The following is a 22,092-nucleotide window of genomic DNA, read 5'->3' as shown; positions in this document are numbered from 1 at the left end:
GTGGCTTACCAGTTCCGGCGTTTGATGCGCGTGAGTTCGCTTTCCAGGTCGACCAGCGCCTGATCGACCGGCAACTCTCCAGCCAGGACTCCGTGGACTTGATCGAAGAACGCATTGGAGACCCGGGGATAGCGGGCGGCAGTGATGGCGGCGGGGCGCATGACCCCATCGTTCAGGATGTTGTGCAACTGGCTGTAATACGGCATGGCCGCGATCAGCTCAGGGTCTTGGTAGAGCGACTCGATAACCGGGTTGTAGGCACCCACCAGTGCACGATGTTTCTGTTGTTGGGCGCTGGTCAGGTAGCTCACCAGTTCCGCGGCGAGCTTGGGCCTGGCGCTGTAGCGCGATACCGCCAGGCCCCAGCCACCGAGGGTGGAAGCATGGCTGCCGGACGCGCCACCACGGGGCAGGGGTGCGATGCCGACCTTGTCCTTCACCGCACTGTCCGGACTTTGCACCAGGGCCCAGGCATACGGCCAGTTGCGCATGAACAGGGCATTGCCCGACTGGAATACCCCACGTCCTTCCTCTTCGGTGTAATTGAGCACGCCACGGGGAGAGATATCGCCTACCCAGCTTTTCGCCAGCGTCAGCGCAGCCCTTGAGGCCTGGTTATTGACCACGATGTCGCCTTGCGGATTGACCAGGCCACCGTCCGGTTGACTGCTGATCCACTCCAGTGCGTTGCACGTCAGGCCCTCATAGGCACGCCCCTGGAAGACGTAACCCCATGCATTGGCATTTCCGGAGTCGCGCTCTGCCTGTTGCACAGCCCTGGCGGTAGCGGTCATTTCCTCCCAGGTCTGGGGGACCTGCTTGTCGTACTTATCGAGCAAGTCCTTGCGGTAATACAACAGCCCCGAGTCGGTGAACCACGGCATCGTGACCAGCCGCCCGTTCACCGTGGCGTTATCCACCTGGGCCTGGAAGTAGCCTTGGGTCGCGTTGGCGGGGAGTACCTCGCGCAAATCCATCAAGTGGTTGGCCAGCATCCCCGGCCACACCATGTCGATCTGGATGATGTCGATGTCGCTGGACTGCGCACTGAGGATCTGCTGGTAGAACGACAACCGCTCGGTTGCCGAGTTTGGCGTGGAAACCACGTCGACGCTGTGGCCGGTCTGTTTCGACCAGGCCTCGACAGCCTCTTTGCACAGTTGCAACTCCGCACCCACCGCGCCGCAGGAGATCGTCAGATCGGCTGCGCTGGAAAGGCAGGGAAGCCCGGCAAAAGCGCTGAACAGCGCTGCTGGAAGGAGCGATTTGAGTCGTTTCATAAAGCCCTCTTTATTTTTGTTTTTTTAAAAGTTAACGTTAACATCGCCAAATGTAGCAGCGTATTTGCGATGAGGCATCCTTTTTTTCGTGGAACGTGACAATTGGTCCTCCATGGAAAAAAGGTCGCTCGCAAGACAGAACAATAAAAACAAAACAGGGAAATCCACATGCAGAAAGCATCAAGCTGGCTCATTGCAGGCGTGCTCGGAACCTCGGCGGCGACTGTCCAGGCCGCGACGCTGGAAGAGCGCATGGCTGCCTTCGAAGCCCGCACCAGCGCAGCGGAAAAGCGTGCCGCCGCAGCCGAACAGCAGGCCCAGGCTCTCGCCAGGGAACTGCAGCAACTCAAGCTCACTCATCCTGGCTTGCAACCGACAGCCTCCGTTGCTAGCACTCCCGTGGCGCCCACCTTGGACGCGCGGTTGGCAAAACTTGAAGCCAATCAGCAAAACCTGGAAAAGGCGGGCAGCGGCGGGCACCTCTCCGACGGGTTCAGCTTCAAGGGCTACGCCCGCTCGGGATTGCTGATCAACGATGGGCTGGGGGGAGGGCGCGGCGGTCCCTATACGACGCCGGCCGGTTCCGTGGGTGGCGCGGTCGGACGACTGGGCAACGAGGACGACACCTACATGCGCATCGACCTTTCGAAAGAGCTGTATGCGCAGAATGGCACCCGTTCCAAATTCACCGTTTCCATTGCCGATGGCGTGGAAAGTTCCAATGACTGGACCGCCGAAGAAAGCAACCTGAACGTGCGCCAGGTGTTTACCGAACTCGACCATCTCGCCGCGTTCAAGGGCAACCCGATGTTCGAGAAGGCCACCCTGTGGGCAGGCAAGCGATTCGACCGGGACAACTTCGATATCCATTGGCTGGATTCGGACGTCGTTTACCTGGCCGGTACCGGCGGTGGCATCTACGACGTGCAGATGAACAAGGACTGGCGCTCGAACTACTCGCTGATCGGGCGCAATTACGGGGACTTCAGTGAGGGAGGGGTCAATGCGGACGTGGAGAGCTATGTCCTGACCTCCAACCAGTTTTTCGCCAACGGAGAGTGGCAATGGATGTTCAATGGCATCGGCTCGAAGAAAAACGACTTCAGCACCCGCACCAATGAAGCGGGCCTTGCCCCGGCGGATTCCGGCCTGCACAGCATGATCGCGAATCATCAGCGCACTTTTTTTGGCCGCGAAGGCTTCTTCAAGACGGCGCTGCTCTATGGGCAAGGCCTGGGCGCGGAGGTCAAGAACATCGGTGCGGACGGTGAGCTGATCGACGAAGCCCGGGCCCTGCGCCTGGCGCTTTACGGTGAAACCCCGATTGCGCCCGGCTGGCGCATTGGCCCTAGCTTGCTGGCCGAGCAGAGCAAGGACCGCTACGTCAAGGGAGACGACTACCGCTGGATGACCCTGAACGTGCGACTGGCCAACGAGATCAACAGCAATTTCGAGATGGCCTACGAGATGAGCTGGCAGACCATGGACCTCGATCCCAAGGGCTACAAGCAGCGTAATGCGGTGGACGGCAACTTTTGGAAATTCACTGTTGCTCCAACGTTCAAGCCGGACTTGGGTGACCTGCTCACGCGTCCGGAATTGCGGGTGTTCGCGAGCGTCATGAACTGGTCTTCGGATCTGGATCGTTACAGCGCTTCGGATTCGTTCGGCAAGACGGATTTCAACGCAGGTGGTGTCTGGCAGTACGGGATTCAGATGGAAACGTGGTTCTAGGATTTGACGGGTTGGGCTATGGCGTGGAGTACCGCTCTTGTGGCGAGGGAGCTTGCTCCCGCTGGCCTGCGCAGCAGGCCCAAATCCAGCGGTTCGGTGTGTCAGGCTGATCGAGCCATGGGTATGGGGGCGCTACGCGGCCCAGCGGGAGCAAGCTCCCTCGCCACAGGGAATGGCGTCCTGCCTGGGAGGGCGGAGCCATTCCTATACCATCGCCTCGGCGACCCCCTGATCTTCACCCAGGAAGCCACCGCTCTGATGTTGCCACAACCGCGCATAGGTGCCGTTTTTCGCCAGCAGTTCGGCGTGGGTGCCTTGTTCGATGATGCGTCCGTCATCCATGACAATCAGCCGATCCATCGCCGCGATCGTGGACAGCCGGTGGGCAATGGCGATGACCGTCTTGCCCTGCATCATTTCATCGAGGCTTTCCTGGATGGCGACTTCGACTTCCGAGTCCAGGGCGCTGGTGGCCTCGTCAAGCAACAGGATCGGCGCGTTCTTGAGCATCACCCGGGCGATGGCAATGCGTTGACGCTGGCCGCCGGATAGCTTGATGCCGCGCTCACCCACCAAGGTGTCATAGCCGGTGTGGCCTTGCCGGTCGCTCAGTTGGCTGATGAATCCGTCGGCCTGGGCATTGGCCGCGGCGCTGCGGATCTGTGCTTCGGTCGCTTCCGGGCGGCCATAGGCGATGTTGTCGCGAATGGAGCGGTGGAGCAGGGAGGTGTCCTGGGTGACCATGCCGATGGCGCTGCGCAGGCTGTCCTGGGTGACGTGGGCGATGTTTTGCCCGTCGATGCGAATCTCGCCGCTGTCCACGTCGTAGAAACGCAGCAGCAGGTTGATCAGCGTGGATTTGCCGGCACCGGAACGTCCCACCAGGCCGATTTTTTCACCTGGGCGGATCGTCAGGCTAAGCCCATCGAGCACCTGGCGTTCACCGTTGTAGTTGAAGCTGACATTGTCGAACGTTACCGCGCCGCCGGAGGGCACCAGCACGCCCGCGTCCGGCGCATCCTGTACCTTGGGGCCACGGGTCAAGGTGTCCATGCCATCCTGCACGGTGCCAATGCTTTCGAACAGCGAAGTCATCTGCCACATGATCCAATGGGACATGCCATTGATACGCAACGCCATGGCCGTGATTGCGGCCACCGCACCCGTGCCGACCTCGCCCTGGTGCCAGAGCCACAAGGCATAGCCGCCTGCGCCAAGGATCAGCGCCACCACCAGCGCTTGATTGACGATCTCGAATTGGCTGACCAGGCGCATCTGGCGAAAGCCGGTTTGCTTGAAATCCTCCATCGCCGCGCGCGCGAAGTGCGCTTCTCGCTTGGAGTGCGAGAACAGCTTTACGGTGGTGATGTTGGTGTAGGCGTCCGAAATGCGCCCGGTCATCGACGATCGCGCATGGGCCTGTTCCTGGCCGACTTGCCCCAGGCGCGGCACGAAATACAGCATGGCCAGCCCGAACAGCACGATCCAGGCAATAAAAGGCAGCATCAGTTTCAAGGCGAAGCCACCGGCCAGCGCGATGATCGCGATGAAGTAGACGCCGATGCCGGGTGCGATTTCGATCACGGTGAACAAGACTTCGCGCACCGCCAAGGCCGTTTGCATGACCTTGGTCGTGACCCGGCCGGAGAACTCATCGGAAAAGAACGAAAGGCTTTGCCGCAGCATCAGGCGATGGAAATCCCAGCGCAGCCGCAACGGCAAATTGATCGCCAGAACCTGGTGTTGGACCATGGTCCGCAGCGCCACCAGCCCGATGCTGGTGATCAGGACGATGCCGATCCCCCACAGCACCCGGCTTTCCTGCCCTTGTGCTTCTCCGCCGGTCTGCCAGGTGGAGAGCAGGTCCACGACCTGCCCAAGAAAAGAAAACAACCAGGCCTCGTAGATCGACACACTGGCACTGAGTAGCGCAAACGCCAGGATATAGCCGCGGGCGCCCCGGGTGCAGGCCCACAGGAACCGCGTCAGGCCAACCGGTGGCGGTGGTGCCTCGTCGGGCGGGAAGGGGTCGAGTCTTCGTTCAAACACACGAAGCATTGTGGTCTCCGAAAGGGCCGAGTCGAGAAGATATTCCCAGTTTACGTGTGCTTGGAGGGTTTTGCAGGGCAGGGGTTCGGTGCGATTGACGTGTTTGTTGCAAGTAACAGAGCACGGGGCGCATGAACCTGGCTGCGAGGGAGTGACGCTCCTGAAGCGTCAGCGAGTGGCGGTAGGCTTTCAGCAGGAAGCAATCTGAATCGAGACTATGCTCACCACTGCTGCAGGAAAATCTACGGGTTTCAAGTGTTGGCCGTCGAGGAAAGGAGTCCCTATGCATACAGTTTTTAATGCCCGATTCCATGATTGGCGCCTCGCCGCCTGCCTGACCGGACTGGTGCTGGTTGCCGCTCATTCAGCCCAAGCGGCCGACGACGGCATCGCCCGGGGCCCTACCGCAAGCCATAGCATTGCGTTCAGCAACTCCTACGCAGGCAGTGATTTTCGCAAGGTGATGGTGCGCAACTGGCAAGAGATGGCCGGCCAGGCGCAAAAGGATGGCTTGATCCGGGAGGCTCCGGTGGTCAGCGCCAATAACTCCGCGTCGGAGCAAGCGGCCCATATCCAGGACATGATCGTCAAGGGCGTCAACGCTATCGTCATCCTGGCTGCGTCCGACACGGCCCTCAACGGCGTGATCCGGGATGCTTGCAATGCCGGCATCGTGGTGGTCGTCATGGCCAGCCTGGTTACCGAGCGCTGCGTCTATACCGTGGACTACAACTGGTCCGCCATGGGGCGCGTGGAAATGGACTATATCGCCGGGCGCCTCAAGGGGAACGGAACGCTGCTGGAGATTCGCGGCATTGCCGGTGATGCCACCGATCAGAATATCAGTGACGGTATTCACAAGGCCGCCAGCAACTATCCAGGCCTGAAGTTTGCCAAGACGGTGTACGGGAACTGGACGGCTTCCGTCGCACGCAAGGAGGTGGCGCTGGCGCTGCCGTCGCTGCCCAGCATCGATGCCGTCGCGACCCAGGGTGGCGACGGCTATGGTGCTGCCATGGCGTTCAAGGCAGCAGGGCGCTCGTTACCGATCATCGTCATGGGCAACCGCCAGGACGAACTCGCCTTGTGGAAGCAGGAGCGCGACGCCAACGGCTACGAAACCATCTCGGTCTCTGCCTCTCCGAGTGTTTCTCAGGTGGGTTTCTGGGTAGCCCAGCAAATTCTGGCCGGCAAGCAGGTGCCGAAGTTCGTCGAGGTGCCGCTGGTACGCATCGAGGCGAAAGATCTGGACACCTGGCTCGCCACCATGCCAGTAGGCGGTGCCGCGAATCCTTCCTATAGCCAGGCGTCCGTTGCGGCAATGATCGACGCGGCTAGCAACAGTACAGCGTCACCGACGCCTCAGCCGGACGTTACGAAGCCGTAGCGGCCCGCGAGGAGGCGAGACGTCATGCCGATATTCAAACCCGCCAGGGACAGACCCATTGCCGTCAGGATTGGCCTGGCGGTCGCCGCATTGGTGTTCCTGATGCTGGCGGTGTCGGTCGTGAACTTCTACGGCCTGCGAGGCATGGTACGTGCGGTGGACTCCGCCAGCCATTCCGCGGAAATTCTGGCCTCGGTCAACGGCGCCACCGGACGGGTGGAAAACTTCATCGCCACCCGGGACCAGGAAAGCCTGCTCCAGGCCGAAGGGATGGTGGCGACGGCGATTGCCGGGCTCACCGCCATTCCGGTGGCAGAAGCGCAATCGCTCAAGGGCAGCCTGGAGCGGCTCGCCACTGCGATTACGGCCTTACGGGCGGCGACCCTGACCATGGATGGCGAAACGGAGAACATGACCGCCCACTATGGCCGGATGCGAGAGGCCACGACTCTCATCGAGCAGGGCGTCGCCGATGGATTGAAGGCGCTTGATGCCCGCGCCGATGACCACGGGGCGCGGGTGAGCAACATCGAAAGCGCCCACCGTATCCTGGATATCCTGCGCAACAGTGAAGGGATCATCATCGCCAGTGTGGCCAAGAGGCTGGTGTCCGGTGATAGCACGGCCGTTACCGCAGCGCGCAATGCCTGTGCGGCACTGCCGCCGGTGATCGAGCAATTGCGCGAGGTGATGGGGGCGCTGCAGGAGGGAGAGACGCTGGACCAGTTGGCGAAGGCGGTCGCGGCCGCCAGCCTGGCGGTCGAGCACCTTGACGAGGCACCCAAGCTTCGGGGAGCCGAGGCTTTGCGGCATCTCTCCACCGCCGGCGATCTGATCGAGGGCCTCGACGACATCTTGAGTGGAATGGACGAGCACCTTGGTCATGACGCAAACGACATTCAGGCGGCAACCGGTTTGCTGCACAATGCCGCCGCATTGTCCAAGCGCTTCGCCGAGCGTGTGGCCACCCTGGAGGCGCAGACATTGTCGTTTCGCCTGGCGCCGTCGGCCGAGGTCGCCGGCGCTGTCGACGACATCCTGGACGAGCTTTCGCGTCTTGCTCGTGTGCTCCCTTCGTCTGTAGGGCTGCAAGCCGCGGCCAAGCCCCTGACAGTCAGTGATCAGATTGTCGGCTACCGGGCGGCATTCGCCAGGTTCCATCAGGCGAGCGTCGCCTTGAGCGACGCGCGCGACCAGGTGCGCAACGAGGCACGGAGCGCCGGCCTGTTGGTTGCGCGCTTCGCTGGCGAAGCGCGCTCCGACGCCCTGGTGCACAAGGATCGCGGCATGCTGGCGACAGTGGTGGCGGGTGCCGTCGCCATCTTGCTGGCCGTCGCCATCGCCTGGAGCACGTCTCGGTTTGTCGCGCAGCCCATCGTGGCCCTGGCCACCGTCATGCGCCGGCTTGCGGCCGGCGACCTGAACGCCGAGATCGCCAGCGCCGGACGCGGCGACGAGATCGGGATCATGACCCGCGCCGTACGGGTGTTCCAGGAGAATGCCCTGCGCATCCGGGTGCTGGAGGCCGAGGCAGAGGCCGAACGACAGCAAGTCCAGGCCTCTTTGGAAAGAATGGTCGCTGAACGGACCGACGCGCTGCACCAGCAGACCGAGATGCTCGAGGCGCAGGCCGTCGAACTCATTCAGGCGCGCAACCAGGCCGAGGCGGCGAATCAGGCAAAGAGCGATTTCGTTGCCACGGTCAGCCACGAACTGCGCACCCCCCTGACCCTCATTCTCGCCCCGCTGGAGCAGCTTTCGGCGGCGACCAGCCCGCCGGCGGATTGGCGCGTGCAAATCGACCGCGCCCAACGCAACGCGTTGCGCCTGATGAACCGGGTGAACGACATCCTCGATTTCTCCAAGGCTGAAGCGGGCAAGTTCGAGTCATGTCCGGCGCCCGTTGATTTGAACAAGGCGGTGGGTGTGATTGCCGAGGATGCCGCCATGGTCGCCAAGAGCAAAGGTTGCACCTTGACTTGCAGCATCGACCCTGCGCTCGGTACGGTGTTCGTGGACCCCCGGCACTTCGAAAAAATCCTGCTCAACCTGGTGAGCAATGCCATCAAGTTCACACCCTCTGGCGGCACTGTGCACCTGGCAGCAACTGCGCTTGAAGGCGAGCGATTTAAACTCGCCGTGCACGACTCGGGTATTGGTATTGCGCCGGACAAACTGCCGTTGCTGTTCCAGCGTTTCTCCCAGATCGACAATTCCGCCACGCGCCAATACAGCGGCACAGGCATCGGCCTTGCTCTGGTCAAGGACCTGGCCGAACTGATGGGGGGTGAAGTCGGCGTCAACAGTGAGCTCGGACGGGGATCGTGCTTCTTTGTCCGGCTGCCACTGGGGGCTGAGCAAAACGCCGTACTGACTGAAGCCAGCGATGGGCGCGAGCGATCGTCACCAGGCGCAGCAATCACCACCGAACAGCGTCACCTGCGTTTCGACGATGGCCGCCACGGCAGTCACGACGACTTAGCCACGGCACAAGGCGCAAACGACGAGCAGCCCCCGGAACACGCCTCGCAATCCAGGGTGCTGGTGGTAGACGACAGCCCGGAAATGCTGAGTTACCTCAGCGAGCTTTTGCACGACGACTACATGGTCGCAACCGCAACTAATGGAGAGCAGGCGTGGGCACTCCTGCAGCAACGGCCAATCGATGTCATCCTCTCGGATGTGATGATGCCGGAGCTCGATGGCTTTGGCCTGACAGCCAGAATCAAGGCCAGTGCCGGTTTCGCCCATTTGCCCGTCATCCTGCTGACCGCCCGCGGCGGCAGCGAGGCGTGTGTCTCCGGCCTGGAGAGTGGCGCTGATGACTATATCGCCAAACCCTTCTCGCCGCTGGAACTCAAGGCTCGCGTTCGTGCGGCGCTGCGCATGAGCCACGTGCAAGCCGAATTGCAGGCAAAGTCCCGTCAGGCGGGCATGGCCGAAATCGCCACTGCTGTGTTGCACAACGTCGGCAACGTCCTCAACAGCGTGAACGTGTCGGCAGAGACGGTCAGCCGCCAGATGCGCGCCTCCAAAGCCCAGGGACTGGGCAAGGTGGCCCAGCTGATCAACGAGCACGTCAATGACCTGAGCGATTTTCTCACCGGAGACCAAAAAGGGAAGATGCTACCCGGCTACCTGCTCAAGCTGGCGGAGGTGGTGACGGCGGAGCAACAGGGCATCATCGAAGAGCTCGGGCAACTCACCAAGGGTATTGACCACATCAAAACCGTTGTCGCGGCCCAGCAGTCCCATGCCGTTGCCATCAGTGTCGTCGAGGCGGTGCCGGTTCCAGAACTGATTGAAGATGCCTTGCGCATGAGTACCGGTTCACGGGCTCGCCAGGAGGTGACGGTGGTCAAGGACGTCAGCGACTTGCCCCTGCTGTTACTGGACCGGCACCGGGTGCTGCTGATTCTGGTGAACCTGATTCGCAATGCCAGGCAAGCGTTGGAAGGCGTGAGCGATCGCAGTCCTTGCATCACGTTTGGCGCCTTCCTCGCTGATGGGCCGGTCCTGCGGATTACGGTGACCGACAACGGCAATGGGATTGGGCCAGAGCACCTGAAGCGTATCTTTACCCATGGGTTCACCACTCGCAAAGACGGTCACGGATTCGGCCTGCACAGCTGCGCGCTGGCGGCGCAGGAAATGGGCGGCAGCTTGACTGTGCACAGCGACGGCGCCGGACAGGGTGCAACCTTCATCCTCGATATCCCGCTTGAGGGCACTAACGCCAGTGAAGTATCCGAGCCAAAGCGGGCGAACGAGTAGGGCGAAAAGGGTCTATCCATTCAGAACCAGCGCCATGTCCGGGTATCTATCGCACATGAAGTCGACAAAGGCGCGCACCTTGGGCGCAGCCAGGCGCCGGGAGGTATGCAAGATCCACAGCGCTGGCTCCACACCCGATACGGTGCCCCATTGAACCAGCTCGCCACGCGCTAGCGGGCCCCATGCTATGGACTGTGGGATGAGTGCCGCACCGCCACCGGCGATGGCTGCATCGCGGACCATCAGGAACGACGAAAAGCGCAGTTTCGGGATCGGTTCCAGAATCAGTTGTCCTCCGTCGAGATTCCACTGGGTGGGCTGAAAAGTCGTCGTGACGATGCCGGGCACGGATCTGATTGCGCCGGGCGCCGGCTTGGGGATTTCAGGTGCAGCCACGACCACCAGCCGGTCCTTGGCGAAACACCGTCCGACCAGATTGCTGTCCGGGCTCGGGTTGATCCGGATGGCGACGTCGAACTGTTCTTCCACAAGGTCCACTGCGCGGTCTTCCGCCGTGACTTCAATCTCGATTTCTGGGTAGGCCGCGCAGAACTCGGCGCCGATGCGCCCCATCGCAAGCTGGGAGAACAGGACCGGGGCGGCCACCCGCAAGTGCCCTCGGGGTGTCGAAACGCCTTCGCGTGCCGCCGTCATGGCTTCGGAGACTTCATTCAGCAGGCCCTCCGTTCGCGACATCAGACTCTCGCCGGCTTCGGTCAGCTTCAGACCACGGGCACTGCGCTCGATCAGCCTCACACCCAGTTGTTCTTCAAGATCGCTGATGCGTCGCGACAAGGTGGCCTTGGAAATACCGCTCGCACGGCTTGCCTTTCCCAGCCCCCCATTGGTAGCGACAAGGATGAAATCGGTCAGTGCTTTCAGGTTCATGGTGTTCCGTTTATGAAACGAGGTGTCTGGATTTTGAGGTCTTCGTTTCTTCGATGCAACGGAATATTGTCTCTCCATGGTTTCTCACTCACCCCTGGATACCCCACTGCAGGAGATTCAAAATGAGCATTCTCGTCGTTGGTGCCACCGGCACTGTTGGTTCACTCGTTACCCAAGGCCTTGCCAGCGCGGGCGCCGAAGTCAGGGCCCTGGTGCGCCAACCGGGCAAGCGCGACTTCCCCGCGGGTGTCACCGAAGTCGTCGCCGACCTCTCCGACGTCGCTTCGATGCGCGCCGCGCTGGCGTCGGTGCGTACTCTGTTTCTGCTCAACGCCGTGACGCCCGATGAGGTGACGCAAGCCCTCATCACGCTGAACCTCGCTCGGGAGGCGGGCATCGAGCGCATCGTCTATCTGTCGGTGATTCATGCCGACACGTTCACCCAGGTTCCGCACTTCACCGGCAAGCATACGGTTGAACGCATGATCGAAAGCCTCGACATCCCCGCGACCATCCTGCGTCCGGCTTACTTCATGCAAAACGAAGGCATGGTCCTGCAGACGATTCAGAACTACTCGGTATACCCGATGCCGATCGGCTCGGCGGGCGTTTCGATGATCGATGCGCGTGACATCGCCGATGTGGCCGTTGCAGAGCTGCTGCGACGCGACAGAGCACCTTCTGCCCTGGAGCGGGTGACGTTGGAGTTGGTCGGGCCCCAAGCACTCACCGGTGCCTCCGTGGCGAAGATCTGGAGTTCGGCCCTGGGACGAGACATCGCCTACGGCGGTGATGATGTAGCGGCCTTTGAAGGGCAACTGGCTGCGTACGGCCCCAGCTGGTTGGCGTATGACATGCGCCTGATGATGGAGGGTATCCAGACGTTTGGCATGCAGGCGGCTGAAGGCACCGTGGAGCGGCTGCAAGCCCTCATTGGACATCCGCTGCGTACTTATGAAGCCTTCGTGCGCGAGGCGGTTGCCGGGGCATAGGTCGTTACAAAAAAGAGGAGTGGCTTGCGTGGCTGAGTCGATGAGTACTGCGAGGAGGCAGTCTGACCAGAAGTCGCCGAGTGTCCAGGTAAACAGATGCCATCTGCCTACGGCGATGGCATCAGTTGCTGCCTGCGGCGAACGTCATTCCGCCGGTGGTTTGTACCCTGCAAGCATTTTCAACACCTCATCATGTGAACCGCTCGCTTCAGCAAACCGTAATGGCTTGGCGCGCTCGACAATAAGTTCCCGTGGGGTCGGAGATATCTCAAGCAGTTCGAAGATCTCATCCAAAAACGCGTCCAAGGGCATCGCGTGCTCGTCGTTTTCCTGCCCCAGCAAAGTGGTACGTACCCCCGGTGGCGCAAGCTCGATCACCTCGACCGACGAGTCTTCCAGCTGAACTCGAAGGCTTTGGGTGAACGAATGTACTGCCGCTTTGGTCGCGCTGTAGGTCGGCGTGGCGGGTAGCGGTACAAAGGCCAATGCTGAGCTGACATTCACTATCGTGGCACTGGGTTGCTTGATCAGCTGGGGAGTCAATGCATACACCATGCGAATCGTGCCAAGCAGGTTCGTTGTCACGATATCTTCGGCAGTGGTCAGGCTTTCGCGATCAGTCAGATCCTCCCAGTGCATGATCCCAGCGTTGTTGATAAGGACGTTCAGGTTCGGATGGCTGATCGCGAGCGCTTCACTGTTGCGCTGGATGGATTGTGGATCGGAGACGTCCAGCAATACTGATTCAATGCCGGGATGTTCCGATACGATCTTGTCGAGCAGAGCCTTGCGACGCCCCGCGATAATGACTTTATTGCCCGCCTTGTGAAGCCTGAGCGCCAGACCGAGGCCGATGCCTGAGGTACTGCCGGTAACCAGAATCGTGTTGCCTGTGCTGTTCATAGTAAACTCCAGAAACGCCATTAAGCGGACAAGTGTCCACTTCAAGGAAGTTACCGGACACCTGTCCACTTAGCAATGAAATAAAGTGAAGGAAATATCTGCTCATGACTGACGAGTTGGTAATGCGTTCTGATGCCAAGAGAAACCGTGAACGGATATTGGAGGTCGCGGTGCTGGAGCTGACTCGCGATCCTGCGGTTCCGTTGAGCACCATTGCAAAGAAGGCCGGGGTGGGACAGGGCACGTTCTACAGACACTTCGCTACCAGAGAGAAGCTGGTATTCGAGGTTTATCAATTCGAGATGCAACAGGTGGCATCGTTGGCGGAGCAGCTCCTGGCGACAAAGCCTCCCAAGGAGGCGCTCCGGGAGTGGATGGACTGCCTGGCTGAATATGCAATGACAAAAGCAGGGCTCGCTACTGCGATACAACAAGCTTCGTCTATTTACGAGTTCCCAGGGAAGTCGGGATACGCTCCAGTCCAAGAGGCTGCCGAGACGCTTTTGAGGGCAAATGAAAAGGCCGGCACGATTCGTAGCGGGATTACTAACGACGATTTTTTTCTAGCCATTGCCGGAATTTGGCAAATGGATTCCCAAAGCGAATGGCGCCCACGTCTCGCCAGATTGATGAACCTGGTGATGGATGGTCTGTGCGCGGGCAGCCCCGAGAACCTGGAGAAAAAACCGTAGCCTATAGGGCGGCCATAATGCCAGCGACGTTGTTGAGCACTCATGTCCCCGATTTCGCGACTGCACGAGACTTGGGAAGCACCACCGGTCATCGCCATTTTGAAGCGGAATGACCGGGGCGTTTCGCGGACTATTTTTCCGCCAGCAATGCCTTCCTCCCGGCCTTTTCGTGCTTCATCGCGGCGATTTCACGCTCGCAGGCTTCGACATCGAATGAGTTGTCCCACTTGGCAATGGCGATGGTGCCGATGCCATTGCCAATCAGGTTGGTCACGGCCCGCGCTTCGTTGAGGAACCGGTCGATGCCCAGGAGCAATACCAGGCCCACCAGGGGAATGGAGTGGATGGTCGTGAGCGTTGCGGCCAGCGTCACAAACCCCGCACCCGCCACGCCAGCCGAGCCTTTCGAGGTCAGTAGGAATACATCCAGCAGAATCATCTGATCCATGAAGGTCAATGGCGTGTTGGTTGCCTGGGCGATGAAGATGGCGGCCATGGTGAGATAGATGCAGGTGCCGTCGGCATTGAAGGTGTAGCCGGTAGGCAACACCATGCCCACCACCGATTTTTTGCAGCCAAGCTTTTCCAGCTTCACCATCATTCGTGGCAACACGGCTTCGGTTGAGCAGGTGCCAAGCGTGATGAGAATTTCATCCTTGAAATAGCGCAGGAACTGCATCAGAGGCATCCCCGACCATCGGGCCACTGCACCCAGGACGACCACGATGAAAATCAGGGTGGTGATGTAGAGCGCCAGCAACAACTGGCCCAGTGAAAGCAGGGTACCGATTCCATATTTGCCGATGGTGAACGCCATGCCGGCACCGGCACCGATCGGGGCCAGGCGCATGACCATTGCGACGACCTTGAACAGGCCCTGCAGGAACAGATCGATGGTGTTGATCAGCGGCTTGCTGGTTTCGCCCATTTGAACCAGGGCTACACCCATCAATACTGAAAGCAGGATGACCTGAAGCATGACGCCATTGGAGAATGCGCCCATGAAGGTCTGGGGGATGATATTGAGAAAAAACTCGATGATGCCGCCTTGCTCACTGGCGGCCTGGCTGTACTTGTTGATGGCACTGGCATCAAGCGCGTTGGCATTGATGTTCATCCCTACACCAGGCTTGACGATGTTGACCACGATCAGGCCGATGACTAGAGCGATGGTTGAAAGAATCTCGAAATAGATCAGCGCTTTTACGCCAATACGCCCGACCTCTTTGATACTGCCCATCTTCGCGATGCCTACGACGACCGTACCGAAAATAATCGGCGCCAAGAGCATCTTGATCAGTTTGATGAAGCCATCGGCAAAGGGCTGGAGCTTGGCACCGATATCAGGCACGAAGTAGCCGATTGCTGCACCGATTACGATGCCGATCAGCACTTGCACATACAGCTGGCCGTACCAGCGGGACTTGGAAGTTTCCACGGAAGCACCTCATTTTATTGTTGTGATGGGCATGTGGCGTGGCGTCGGTGGGTACGCCAGAGTGTCGCGGCCTCGTTCAACAAGGCCGCAGATCAGGGGGATCAGCCTTCGCCCAACTTGCGCATGACGGCATACAGGGCAGACTTGGCTTCGAAGCCAACCCCTGGAATGTCCGGCAGGCCTACGTAGCCATTCTCGACACGGATGCCGTCAGCGAAGCCGCCGAAAGGCTGAAATACATCAGGGTACGATTCGTTGCCGCCCAGGTGCAGGCCGGCGGCGATGTTCAGGGACATCTGATGACCGCCGTGAGGAACCACGCGGCGCGAAGACCAGCCCATTTCCTCCATCACCTTCAGGGTGCGCATGTACTCCACAAGCCCGTAGGACAGCGCGCAATCGAACTGCAGGTAGTCGCGATCAGGGCGCATGCCGCCATGGCGCAGAAGATTGCGGGCATCCTGGTGGGAGAACAGGTTCTCCCCGGTCGCCATTGGCAGTTCATAGTGATTGGCAAGCTCGGCCTGGAGCGCATAGTCCAGCGGATCGCCAACCTCTTCGTACCAGAAGAGGTTGTACTTCTTGATGGCTTCAGCGTACGCAATACCGGTCTGAAGATCGAAACGACCGTTGGCATCGACCGCCAGGCGACGACCATCGCCGACCACTTCAAGTACTGCTTCGATACGACGAATATCTTCGTCCAGCGGCACCGCGCCAATCTTCATCTTGACGACGTCGTAGCCACGGTCCAGATAGCTCTGCATTTCTGCCTTGAGTTTGGTTTGATCCTTGCCAGGGTAGTAGTAGCCGCCCGCTGCGTAGACCCAGACTTTGTCATCTGCCACGCCGCCACGGTAACGGTCGGCCAGCAGGCGATACAGCGGTTTGCCTTCAATCTTGGCGACGGCGTCCCATACCGCCATGTCGAGGGTGCCGACGGCGACCGAGCGCTCACCGTGTCCCCCTGGTTTTTCGTTGGTCATCAGGGTTTTCCAGATGGCAAACGGGTCCAGGTTGTTGTTTTCATGGTCGACGAGCGTATCGGGATCCGCCTCGGTGACACGTGCCAGGAAGCGATCACGCATCAGTGCGCCTTGACCATAGCGGCCGTTGGAGTTGAAGCCGTAGCCAATGACGGGCTTGCCGTCGCGAATCACATCTGTGATGACAGCGACGACCGAGCAGGTCATTTTGGAGAAGTCGATGTAGGCATTGGCAATCGGAGAGGCAATGGAAACTGTTTGTTCACGAATGTCGACGATACGCATGACGGGTCCCTCTTGTTGTGTGTAAGGCCACGTTATGCTTTGCGACATCACCCGCCCAATGCTATTAATGCCGCACCCTATGCACAGGAGGCATGGCCCCTTGGAACTCGTCTGGCTCGAAGATCTTTCAGCACTGGCGGAGTACGGCAGCTTTGTCCGCGCGGCTGAAGCGCGCCATGTGACTCAGCCGGCCTTTAGTCGCAGAGTCCGTTCACTGGAGAATTGGATGGGGGTGGAGTTGTTCGTGCGCACGCCACAAGGCGCCACCTTGACCGAGGCAGGCCGGCAGATTTTGCCCAGGGCTCAGGAAGCGGCCAGGCAGCTGTATCGAATGCGCAACGAGGCGCAAGAGGTCGCTGGCATGGCTGCCAGGTCGCTGCAATTCGCGGCCACTCATTCGCTGTCATTTACCTTTTTCCCCAAGTGGCTTCGAAGCTCAGAAAATGGCGCCCCAATTGAGGCCGTGAAGCTGCACTCAGACAGCATGGCTGCCTGTGAGCAGATGCTGATACATGGTCAGGTTCAGTTTCTGCTCTGCCATCGCCATCCGGACGTTCCGCCTTTACTGGCGCCTGACCAGTTCATCAGCAAGAAGGTCGGTGAGGACGTTCTCGTGCCTCTCGCGAGTGCTTCCACTCACTTCGGTACCTCGCCTGCGACGTTGCCATACCTCGCTTACACCCATGAGTCCGGACTGGGGCGCATCGTCGCCCACAGACTGCGTGGCAAGGAAGACTACCTTCACCTCAAGCCACTTTTCAGCAGTCATCTTGCAGCGGTACTCATGTCCATGGCCCTGGAAAGCAAAGGTGTGGCGTGGTTGCCCAAGAGCCTCACCGAGCAGGAAGTCCTGGATGGGCGCTTGGTCAGAGCGCTCGACGAAAGTTGGGATATCCCCCTGGAAATTCATCTGACCCGCCCAAAAGCAGTGCTCAGCCAGGCTGCCGAAGAGTTCTGGGGGAAAGGCGGGTAGGGATCCGCAGCCTTCCAGATGAAGCGTTGCGCTGCTGGTATGGGTTCAGAGACTATCCGGATCCCCGAAGAACATTTTGACAGGGCTCTGGAACGGGGTTTTGAGCTTGAGAAAAATGTTGATATGCCCCCAGTTTTGCCCCCATTCACATCGGGTGTGCGAGTGATCGCGAATGGCGATCTCCGACGGACTCCAGTGTGGCAGTGGCTGGTATTCAGTGCGCCTCGGTATGCTGGTCTCGATAGGATGGTTGGACCCAGAACCTCCCTCTTCAATTGGTCGCCGGGGCCACTACAGCTTCTGCTCAGCGATTCAAAATAGAGGGCTGTCTCTTTGTTACAGCCCTCCAGCGCAGAGGCCCCGTTAGAGCGGCTCAACCGAATTGACTTGCCGATTCAACTGCGCTTTCAGGCTTGCTCCTACGTGTTAGCTGATAAGCAATTGCCAGCCATATGAACCACCCCGGCATGACCAACAGGGCAACGCGGGTGTCAGGTCTTAATGCCAGCAGGCAGAGAACGAAGCCCAGAAAAGCCATTGAGAACCATGCCATTGGGACGCCGCCTGGCATCTTGTACGCAGATTTGGCATGAAGCTCAGGACGCTTTTTGCGGTAGGCAATGTAAGACGCGAGAATGGTCGACCAAGTGAAGATCACCAGAATCGCAGACACGGTGGAAACGATGGTGAATGCCGTCATGACTTCCGGAACGATGAACAGCACGAGCACACCCAGCAGCATCAATAGTGTAGTGAAGGCCAGGCTCAGCAGAGGCACGCTGTTGCCCGATAGACGCCGAAAAATACCCGGAGCGTTGTCTTGATTCGCCAACCCGAACAGCATGCGGCTCGATGAAAATACGCCACTGTTGGCCGATGAGGCCGCCGAGGTCAGGACCACGAAGTTGACGATACCGGCCGCGGCGGGGAACCCGGCGACGAGGAACAGTTCGACAAAAGGGCTTTTGACGGGGGAAACCTGTTGCCACGATGTCACGGCAATAATGCAGCTCAGCGCGAGGACGTAGAACAGGATGATCCGCAGCGGAATCGAGTTGATGGCTTTGGGCAGAGTCTTCTCCGGCGAGCGGGTTTCAGCGGCGGCGGTGCCGATCAACTCGGTGCCGGCGAAGGAGAAGATCGCCATTTGAAATCCGGCGAAGAAGCCAAGCAAGCCGTTAGGGAAAGCCGCCTGTTTGTCCACCAGGTGACTCAGAGATGCGGTGACGCCACTGGGGGAGACGAAGGAGCTGGCAATCAGCACGGTGCTGACGCCGATCAGGGTCACGACAGCAATGATCTTGATGATCGCAAACCAGAACTCCACCTCACCGAACAGCCTGACCGTGAGCACATTCAATGCGAACAGTGTCGCCAGCATGCCGACGGCGGGTATCCACGCCGGCACATCAGGGAACCAGTACTGGAAGAATCCGCCGACCACGACGGCGTCGCCGATCACCGCTACGCTCCAGCTCAGCCAGTACGACCAGCCGAGAAAGAACGCCGCGCGCGGGCCGAGGTAGGCGCCGGCGAAGTCGGCAAAGGTTTTGAAGTTGAGGTTGGACAGGAGCATTTCGCCCATGGCACGCATGACGAAAAACACGAACAGACCGATGATCATGTAGATGAGGATGATCGACGTCCCGGAGAGGGCGATGATCTTTCCGGAGCCCATGAACAGGCCGGTCCCGATGGCACCGCCCATGGCCATTAACTGGATGTGACGATTGCTGAGCGTGCGCTGCAGCGCGGGCTGTTCAAGCAGCCCGGAAGGGTTCGATTTCATTACAAAACCTCTTGATTTTATGTTTTTGAGTTTTGGCAGAAAGTAGGTGTCGAGCGTTCTTGTTAGAGAGGCAACGGCTAATCAAGACGATGCCTGGAGGTTGAATGCCCCCTCGCCAAGTGGCGAGGGCGGCCATTACCGATCAACTGACGGTGCGTAGACGCGAGGCTTTGGCCAGCGGCGGATCGAGGAGTTGGAAGAGATTTTTGATGTTGGCCGGCGTCGGGACCAGATGGACGCGCTGGCCGATGTGCTGTGCCTGAGCCAGGTCGTTGAGATAGCGCAATGACGAAAAGTCTTCCAAGGCAAAGCCCACCGAATCAAACACCGTCACCTGCACATCGTTTTCGCGTCCGGCCACTTCGCCTTGCACAATCCGGAAAAATTCGATTACCGGGGAATCGGCTTCCAGTTGCTGAATGTCGCCTTCAATGCGGGTTTGCGGCTCGAACTCGACGATGACCCGGGCGTTGCGCAGGATGTCGGCGTGCAGTTCGGTTTTACCCGGGCAGTCACCACCGACCGCATTGATGTGCATGCCGGGCTCGATCATCTCGGGCGTCAGAATGGTTGCGTAGGCTTTGTCGGCGGTGACTGTGGTGACGATGTCCGCGCCCTTGACCGCGTCCTTCACCGAGCTGGCCAGAATCACTTCGATGTCCGGGTACGCCGCGAGGTTGTGCTTCAGTTTGAGGGACGCTTCTTGATCGATATCGAAAATACGGATTTCGTTGATGCCCAACATTTCATGAAAGGCCAGCGCCTGAAATTCACTTTGGGCACCGTTGCCGATCAGGGCCATCGAGGTCGCACCGGGGCGAGCCAGTGATTGCGCGACCAACGCGGAGGTGGCTGCGGTGCGCACGGCGGTGGTCAAGGTGAGTTCGCTAAGCAGGGTGGGATAGCCACTCTGCACATCCGCCAGAAGCCCAAAGGCCATGACCGTCAGTAAGTTTCGCTGGCCGTTGTTGGGGTGGCCGTTGACGTATTTGAACGAGTACTGCTGGCCATCGTCGGTCGGCATCAACTCGATCACGCCGTCTGTTGAGTGGTTGGCCGTGCGCGGTGATTTATCAAACTGCGCCCAGCGTGCGTAGTCGGCTTCGATGTAGCCCGCCATTTCGCGGATGGCGCGGCGGATACCGACTTGGGTGAACAGGCGTGCAGCATCATCGACATCTATGAAAAGTGTCATGTTCTTATTCTCCGATCCAGACATTGAAAGGCTGTAGAGCGCGGGTGGCTCAGCTGCGTTTGCTCTCGAAACCGTGCAGTACGTTGACGGCATTGATGCCGATTTCATCGACCATGTAGCCGCCCTCCATCACGAACAGCGTCGGGCAGCCGACGCTCGCGATCAGTTCTCCGATGCCAATGAAGTCATCACTTTCAAGCAGGAAGTGACTGATGGGATCGTCCTTGAACGTGTCGACTCCCAAGGAAATCACCAGCACTTGCGGCGAGAACTGCTGGAGTTTTTTGCAGGCGTGGAGCAGGGCGTTGCGGTAGCTCTCCCAGGTGGTGTTTTTCGGCAGGGGATAGTTGAGGTTGTAACCCTCGCCGACACCCGAGCCGACTTCGTGGCTGTAACCCGAGAAATACGGGTAGGACACCGTCGGTTCGCCGTGCAGCGACACAAACATGACGTCGCTGCGCTGATAAAAAATGTTCTGCGTGCCGTTGCCGTGATGGAAGTCGACGTCCAGCACCGCGACACGTTTGGCGCCTTGGGTAATGGCCTGTTGCGCGGCAATGGCGGCGTTGTTGAGGTAGCAATAACCGCCCATGTATTCGCGCGCGGCGTGATGGCCAGGCGGGCGGCAAAGGGCGAAGGTACTGTCGTGGCCTTCATCGAGCAGGGCCAGGCCGGTAAGGGCGATATCGGCGCTGGTTTTCACGGCTTGCCAGGTCGTCGCGGTAATGGGTGAGCCGGCATCCATGGCATAGAAGCCGAGCTTGCCGTCGATGAACGTTGGCACCTCTTCGCCGGCCAGATCGCGCACTGGCCATACCAGCGGCAAGGCGTCGTGAGTGCGACCGGTAGCGCACCATTCGCTCCAGGCAATTTCCAGAAAACTGACGTAGCGCTCGCTGTGTGCGTTGACGTAACACGAGCGGTCAAAAGCGCGCGGTTCGATGATCTGACCAAGGCCGACCTGTTTGACGCGGTTGTGCACCGTGTCGGCCCGACTCGGCTGTTCGAAAGACGGTTTGAGCACACCGTCTTTCAATTCGGTGCCGTGGTGCAACCGGTGGGAATCACTGAAAACTGTAAACATTCTGCGCATCCGTTAATGTAAGCCAGTGCAAATATTCTGTTCCGGCCGGGCTGCACTTTCTTTGCTTTGTTTTCGTGGTTCGGTGGATTATTCGGGCGTTTTTACTCAGGAGTGGCGTCATGCAGAAAAAAATATCCAAGCGCATCAGTCTCGATGAAACCGATCTGGCTATTCTTGAGTTGTTGCAGGAGGACGCGAACATTTCCAATGCCGAACTCAGTGAACGGCTGTCGTTGAGCCTTACTCCGTGCTGGCGGCGGCGCAAGCGAATGGAGGAGGCGGGCGTCATCAAGGGCTATCAAGCCAACCTTGATCGGCGAATGCTTGGGCTGGATATCATGGCATTCGTGCACATTCGCTTTTCCACCCATGCCGATCACGCTCCGGACGCCTTCGAGGCAGTGATTGCGCAATTGCCAGAGGTATTGGCCTGCCACAAGATCACCGGAGATGCCGACTACGTACTTCAAGTGTTGGCCGAGGATCTTGATAGCTATAGCGACTTTATCGAGCAAGTGCTGAGGCGCCAGGTCGGTATCGCGTCTATTCAGTCGAGTCTGGCTTTGCGCGAAATCAAAGCGGGTAGCCGTATGGCCATACCCAAATTGAGGAAGGATTGAATATCGGACGTTCTGGGCTGAAC

At 59.4% G+C, this 22,092-nt stretch carries 16 protein-coding genes and 2 pseudogenes; 9 read left to right on the top strand and 9 right to left on the bottom strand.

Annotation, left to right across the window (positions count from 1 at the left end; translation table 11 throughout):
- Positions 1–5 precede the first annotated feature (5 nt).
- Positions 6–1,280, bottom strand: a complete 1,275-nt coding sequence (locus ACODTO_RS18685) for an ABC transporter substrate-binding protein (RefSeq protein WP_489106867.1) — start codon at positions 1,278–1,280, stop codon at positions 6–8.
- Between the two features lie 168 nt (positions 1,281–1,448).
- Here ACODTO_RS18685 and ACODTO_RS18680 point away from each other — a divergent pair, with 168 nt between their 5' ends.
- Complete coding sequence (locus ACODTO_RS18680; protein WP_175363398.1) at positions 1,449–3,014, top strand: carbohydrate porin; 1,566 nt, start codon at positions 1,449–1,451, stop codon at positions 3,012–3,014.
- 204 nt (positions 3,015–3,218) lie between these two features.
- On the opposite strand, the gene ACODTO_RS18675 is transcribed toward ACODTO_RS18680, so the two are convergent.
- Complete coding sequence (locus tag ACODTO_RS18675; RefSeq protein WP_489106866.1) at positions 3,219–5,072, bottom strand: ABC transporter ATP-binding protein; 1,854 nt, start codon at positions 5,070–5,072, stop codon at positions 3,219–3,221.
- Positions 5,073–5,346: 274 nt separating this feature from the next.
- Here ACODTO_RS18675 and ACODTO_RS18670 point away from each other — a divergent pair, with 274 nt between their 5' ends.
- The 4 genes and pseudogenes from ACODTO_RS18670 to ACODTO_RS18655 all read left to right on the top strand — a co-directional run bounded on the left by ACODTO_RS18670 (position 5,347) and on the right by ACODTO_RS18655 (position 10,224).
- On the top strand, positions 5,347–6,450 hold the full coding sequence (locus tag ACODTO_RS18670; RefSeq protein ID WP_175384948.1) for an ABC transporter substrate-binding protein: 1,104 nt from the start codon (positions 5,347–5,349) through the stop codon (positions 6,448–6,450).
- Positions 6,451–6,474: 24 nt separating this feature from the next.
- Positions 6,475–8,787: pseudogene (locus ACODTO_RS18665) on the top strand (sensor histidine kinase); the annotation flags it as partial.
- Between the two features lie 201 nt (positions 8,788–8,988).
- A pseudogene (locus ACODTO_RS18660) lies at positions 8,989–9,336 on the top strand (response regulator transcription factor); the annotation flags it as partial.
- On the top strand, positions 9,337–10,224 hold the full coding sequence (locus tag ACODTO_RS18655) for a sensor histidine kinase (RefSeq protein ID WP_434007051.1): 888 nt from the start codon (positions 9,337–9,339) through the stop codon (positions 10,222–10,224).
- 12 nt (positions 10,225–10,236) lie between these two features.
- Here ACODTO_RS18655 and ACODTO_RS18650 read toward each other — a convergent pair whose 3' ends face one another.
- Entirely contained in the window at positions 10,237–11,112 is an 876-nt protein-coding gene (locus tag ACODTO_RS18650; protein ID WP_139645569.1) for a LysR family transcriptional regulator, read from the bottom strand.
- 122 nt (positions 11,113–11,234) lie between these two features.
- Between ACODTO_RS18650 and ACODTO_RS18645 the strand changes: the two genes are divergently transcribed.
- Positions 11,235–12,104 (top strand): NmrA/HSCARG family protein, encoded by an 870-nt coding sequence (locus tag ACODTO_RS18645; protein ID WP_489106865.1) that lies wholly within the window; start codon positions 11,235–11,237, stop codon positions 12,102–12,104.
- Between the two features lie 144 nt (positions 12,105–12,248).
- Here ACODTO_RS18645 and ACODTO_RS18640 read toward each other — a convergent pair whose 3' ends face one another.
- The gene (locus tag ACODTO_RS18640) at positions 12,249–13,007 is read right to left on the bottom strand and encodes an SDR family oxidoreductase (protein WP_175363392.1); all 759 of its coding nucleotides are present in this window, start codon (positions 13,005–13,007) and stop codon (positions 12,249–12,251) included.
- 104 nt (positions 13,008–13,111) lie between these two features.
- Between ACODTO_RS18640 and ACODTO_RS18635 the strand changes: the two genes are divergently transcribed.
- Positions 13,112–13,699: a TetR/AcrR family transcriptional regulator gene (locus tag ACODTO_RS18635; protein WP_489106864.1), complete on the top strand. Its 588-nt coding sequence runs from the start codon at positions 13,112–13,114 to the stop codon at positions 13,697–13,699.
- Positions 13,700–13,829: 130 nt separating this feature from the next.
- Here ACODTO_RS18635 and dctA read toward each other — a convergent pair whose 3' ends face one another.
- Together dctA and ACODTO_RS18625 are read right to left on the bottom strand one after the other, a co-directional pair.
- Positions 13,830–15,137, bottom strand: coding sequence for a C4-dicarboxylate transporter DctA (gene dctA / locus ACODTO_RS18630; RefSeq protein ID WP_489106863.1), 1,308 nt, complete (start codon positions 15,135–15,137; stop codon positions 13,830–13,832).
- A gap of 101 nt (positions 15,138–15,238) precedes the next feature.
- Positions 15,239–16,408 carry a mandelate racemase/muconate lactonizing enzyme family protein gene (locus ACODTO_RS18625; protein ID WP_024778540.1) on the bottom strand — a complete coding sequence of 390 codons (1,170 nt, stop codon included), beginning with the start codon at positions 16,406–16,408 and terminating at the stop codon, positions 15,239–15,241.
- 100 nt (positions 16,409–16,508) lie between these two features.
- On the opposite strand from ACODTO_RS18625, the gene ACODTO_RS18620 reads away from it, so the two are divergent.
- A complete protein-coding gene (locus ACODTO_RS18620; protein WP_489106862.1) occupies positions 16,509–17,381 on the top strand; it encodes a LysR family transcriptional regulator in 873 nt (290 codons plus the stop codon).
- Positions 17,382–17,754: 373 nt separating this feature from the next.
- On the opposite strand, the gene ACODTO_RS18615 is transcribed toward ACODTO_RS18620, so the two are convergent.
- From ACODTO_RS18615 to ACODTO_RS18605, 3 genes are all read right to left on the bottom strand, one after another.
- Entirely contained in the window at positions 17,755–19,170 is a 1,416-nt protein-coding gene (locus ACODTO_RS18615) for an amino acid permease (protein ID WP_024778538.1), read from the bottom strand.
- Positions 19,171–19,312: 142 nt separating this feature from the next.
- On the bottom strand, positions 19,313–20,365 hold the full coding sequence (gene ocd, locus ACODTO_RS18610) for an ornithine cyclodeaminase (protein WP_139645714.1): 1,053 nt from the start codon (positions 20,363–20,365) through the stop codon (positions 19,313–19,315).
- Positions 20,366–20,414: 49 nt separating this feature from the next.
- Positions 20,415–21,449 (bottom strand): histone deacetylase family protein, encoded by a 1,035-nt coding sequence (locus ACODTO_RS18605; protein ID WP_489106861.1) that lies wholly within the window; start codon positions 21,447–21,449, stop codon positions 20,415–20,417.
- 119 nt (positions 21,450–21,568) lie between these two features.
- Here ACODTO_RS18605 and ACODTO_RS18600 point away from each other — a divergent pair, with 119 nt between their 5' ends.
- The gene (locus tag ACODTO_RS18600; protein ID WP_489106860.1) at positions 21,569–22,069 is read left to right on the top strand and encodes an Lrp/AsnC family transcriptional regulator; all 501 of its coding nucleotides are present in this window, start codon (positions 21,569–21,571) and stop codon (positions 22,067–22,069) included.
- Positions 22,070–22,092 lie beyond the last annotated feature (23 nt).

The sequence above is a fragment of the Pseudomonas sp. FG13 genome, assembly GCF_057809755.1.
The sequence above is the reverse complement of the archived record's forward strand: the minus strand, read 5'-3'. Positions and strand labels throughout refer to the sequence as shown.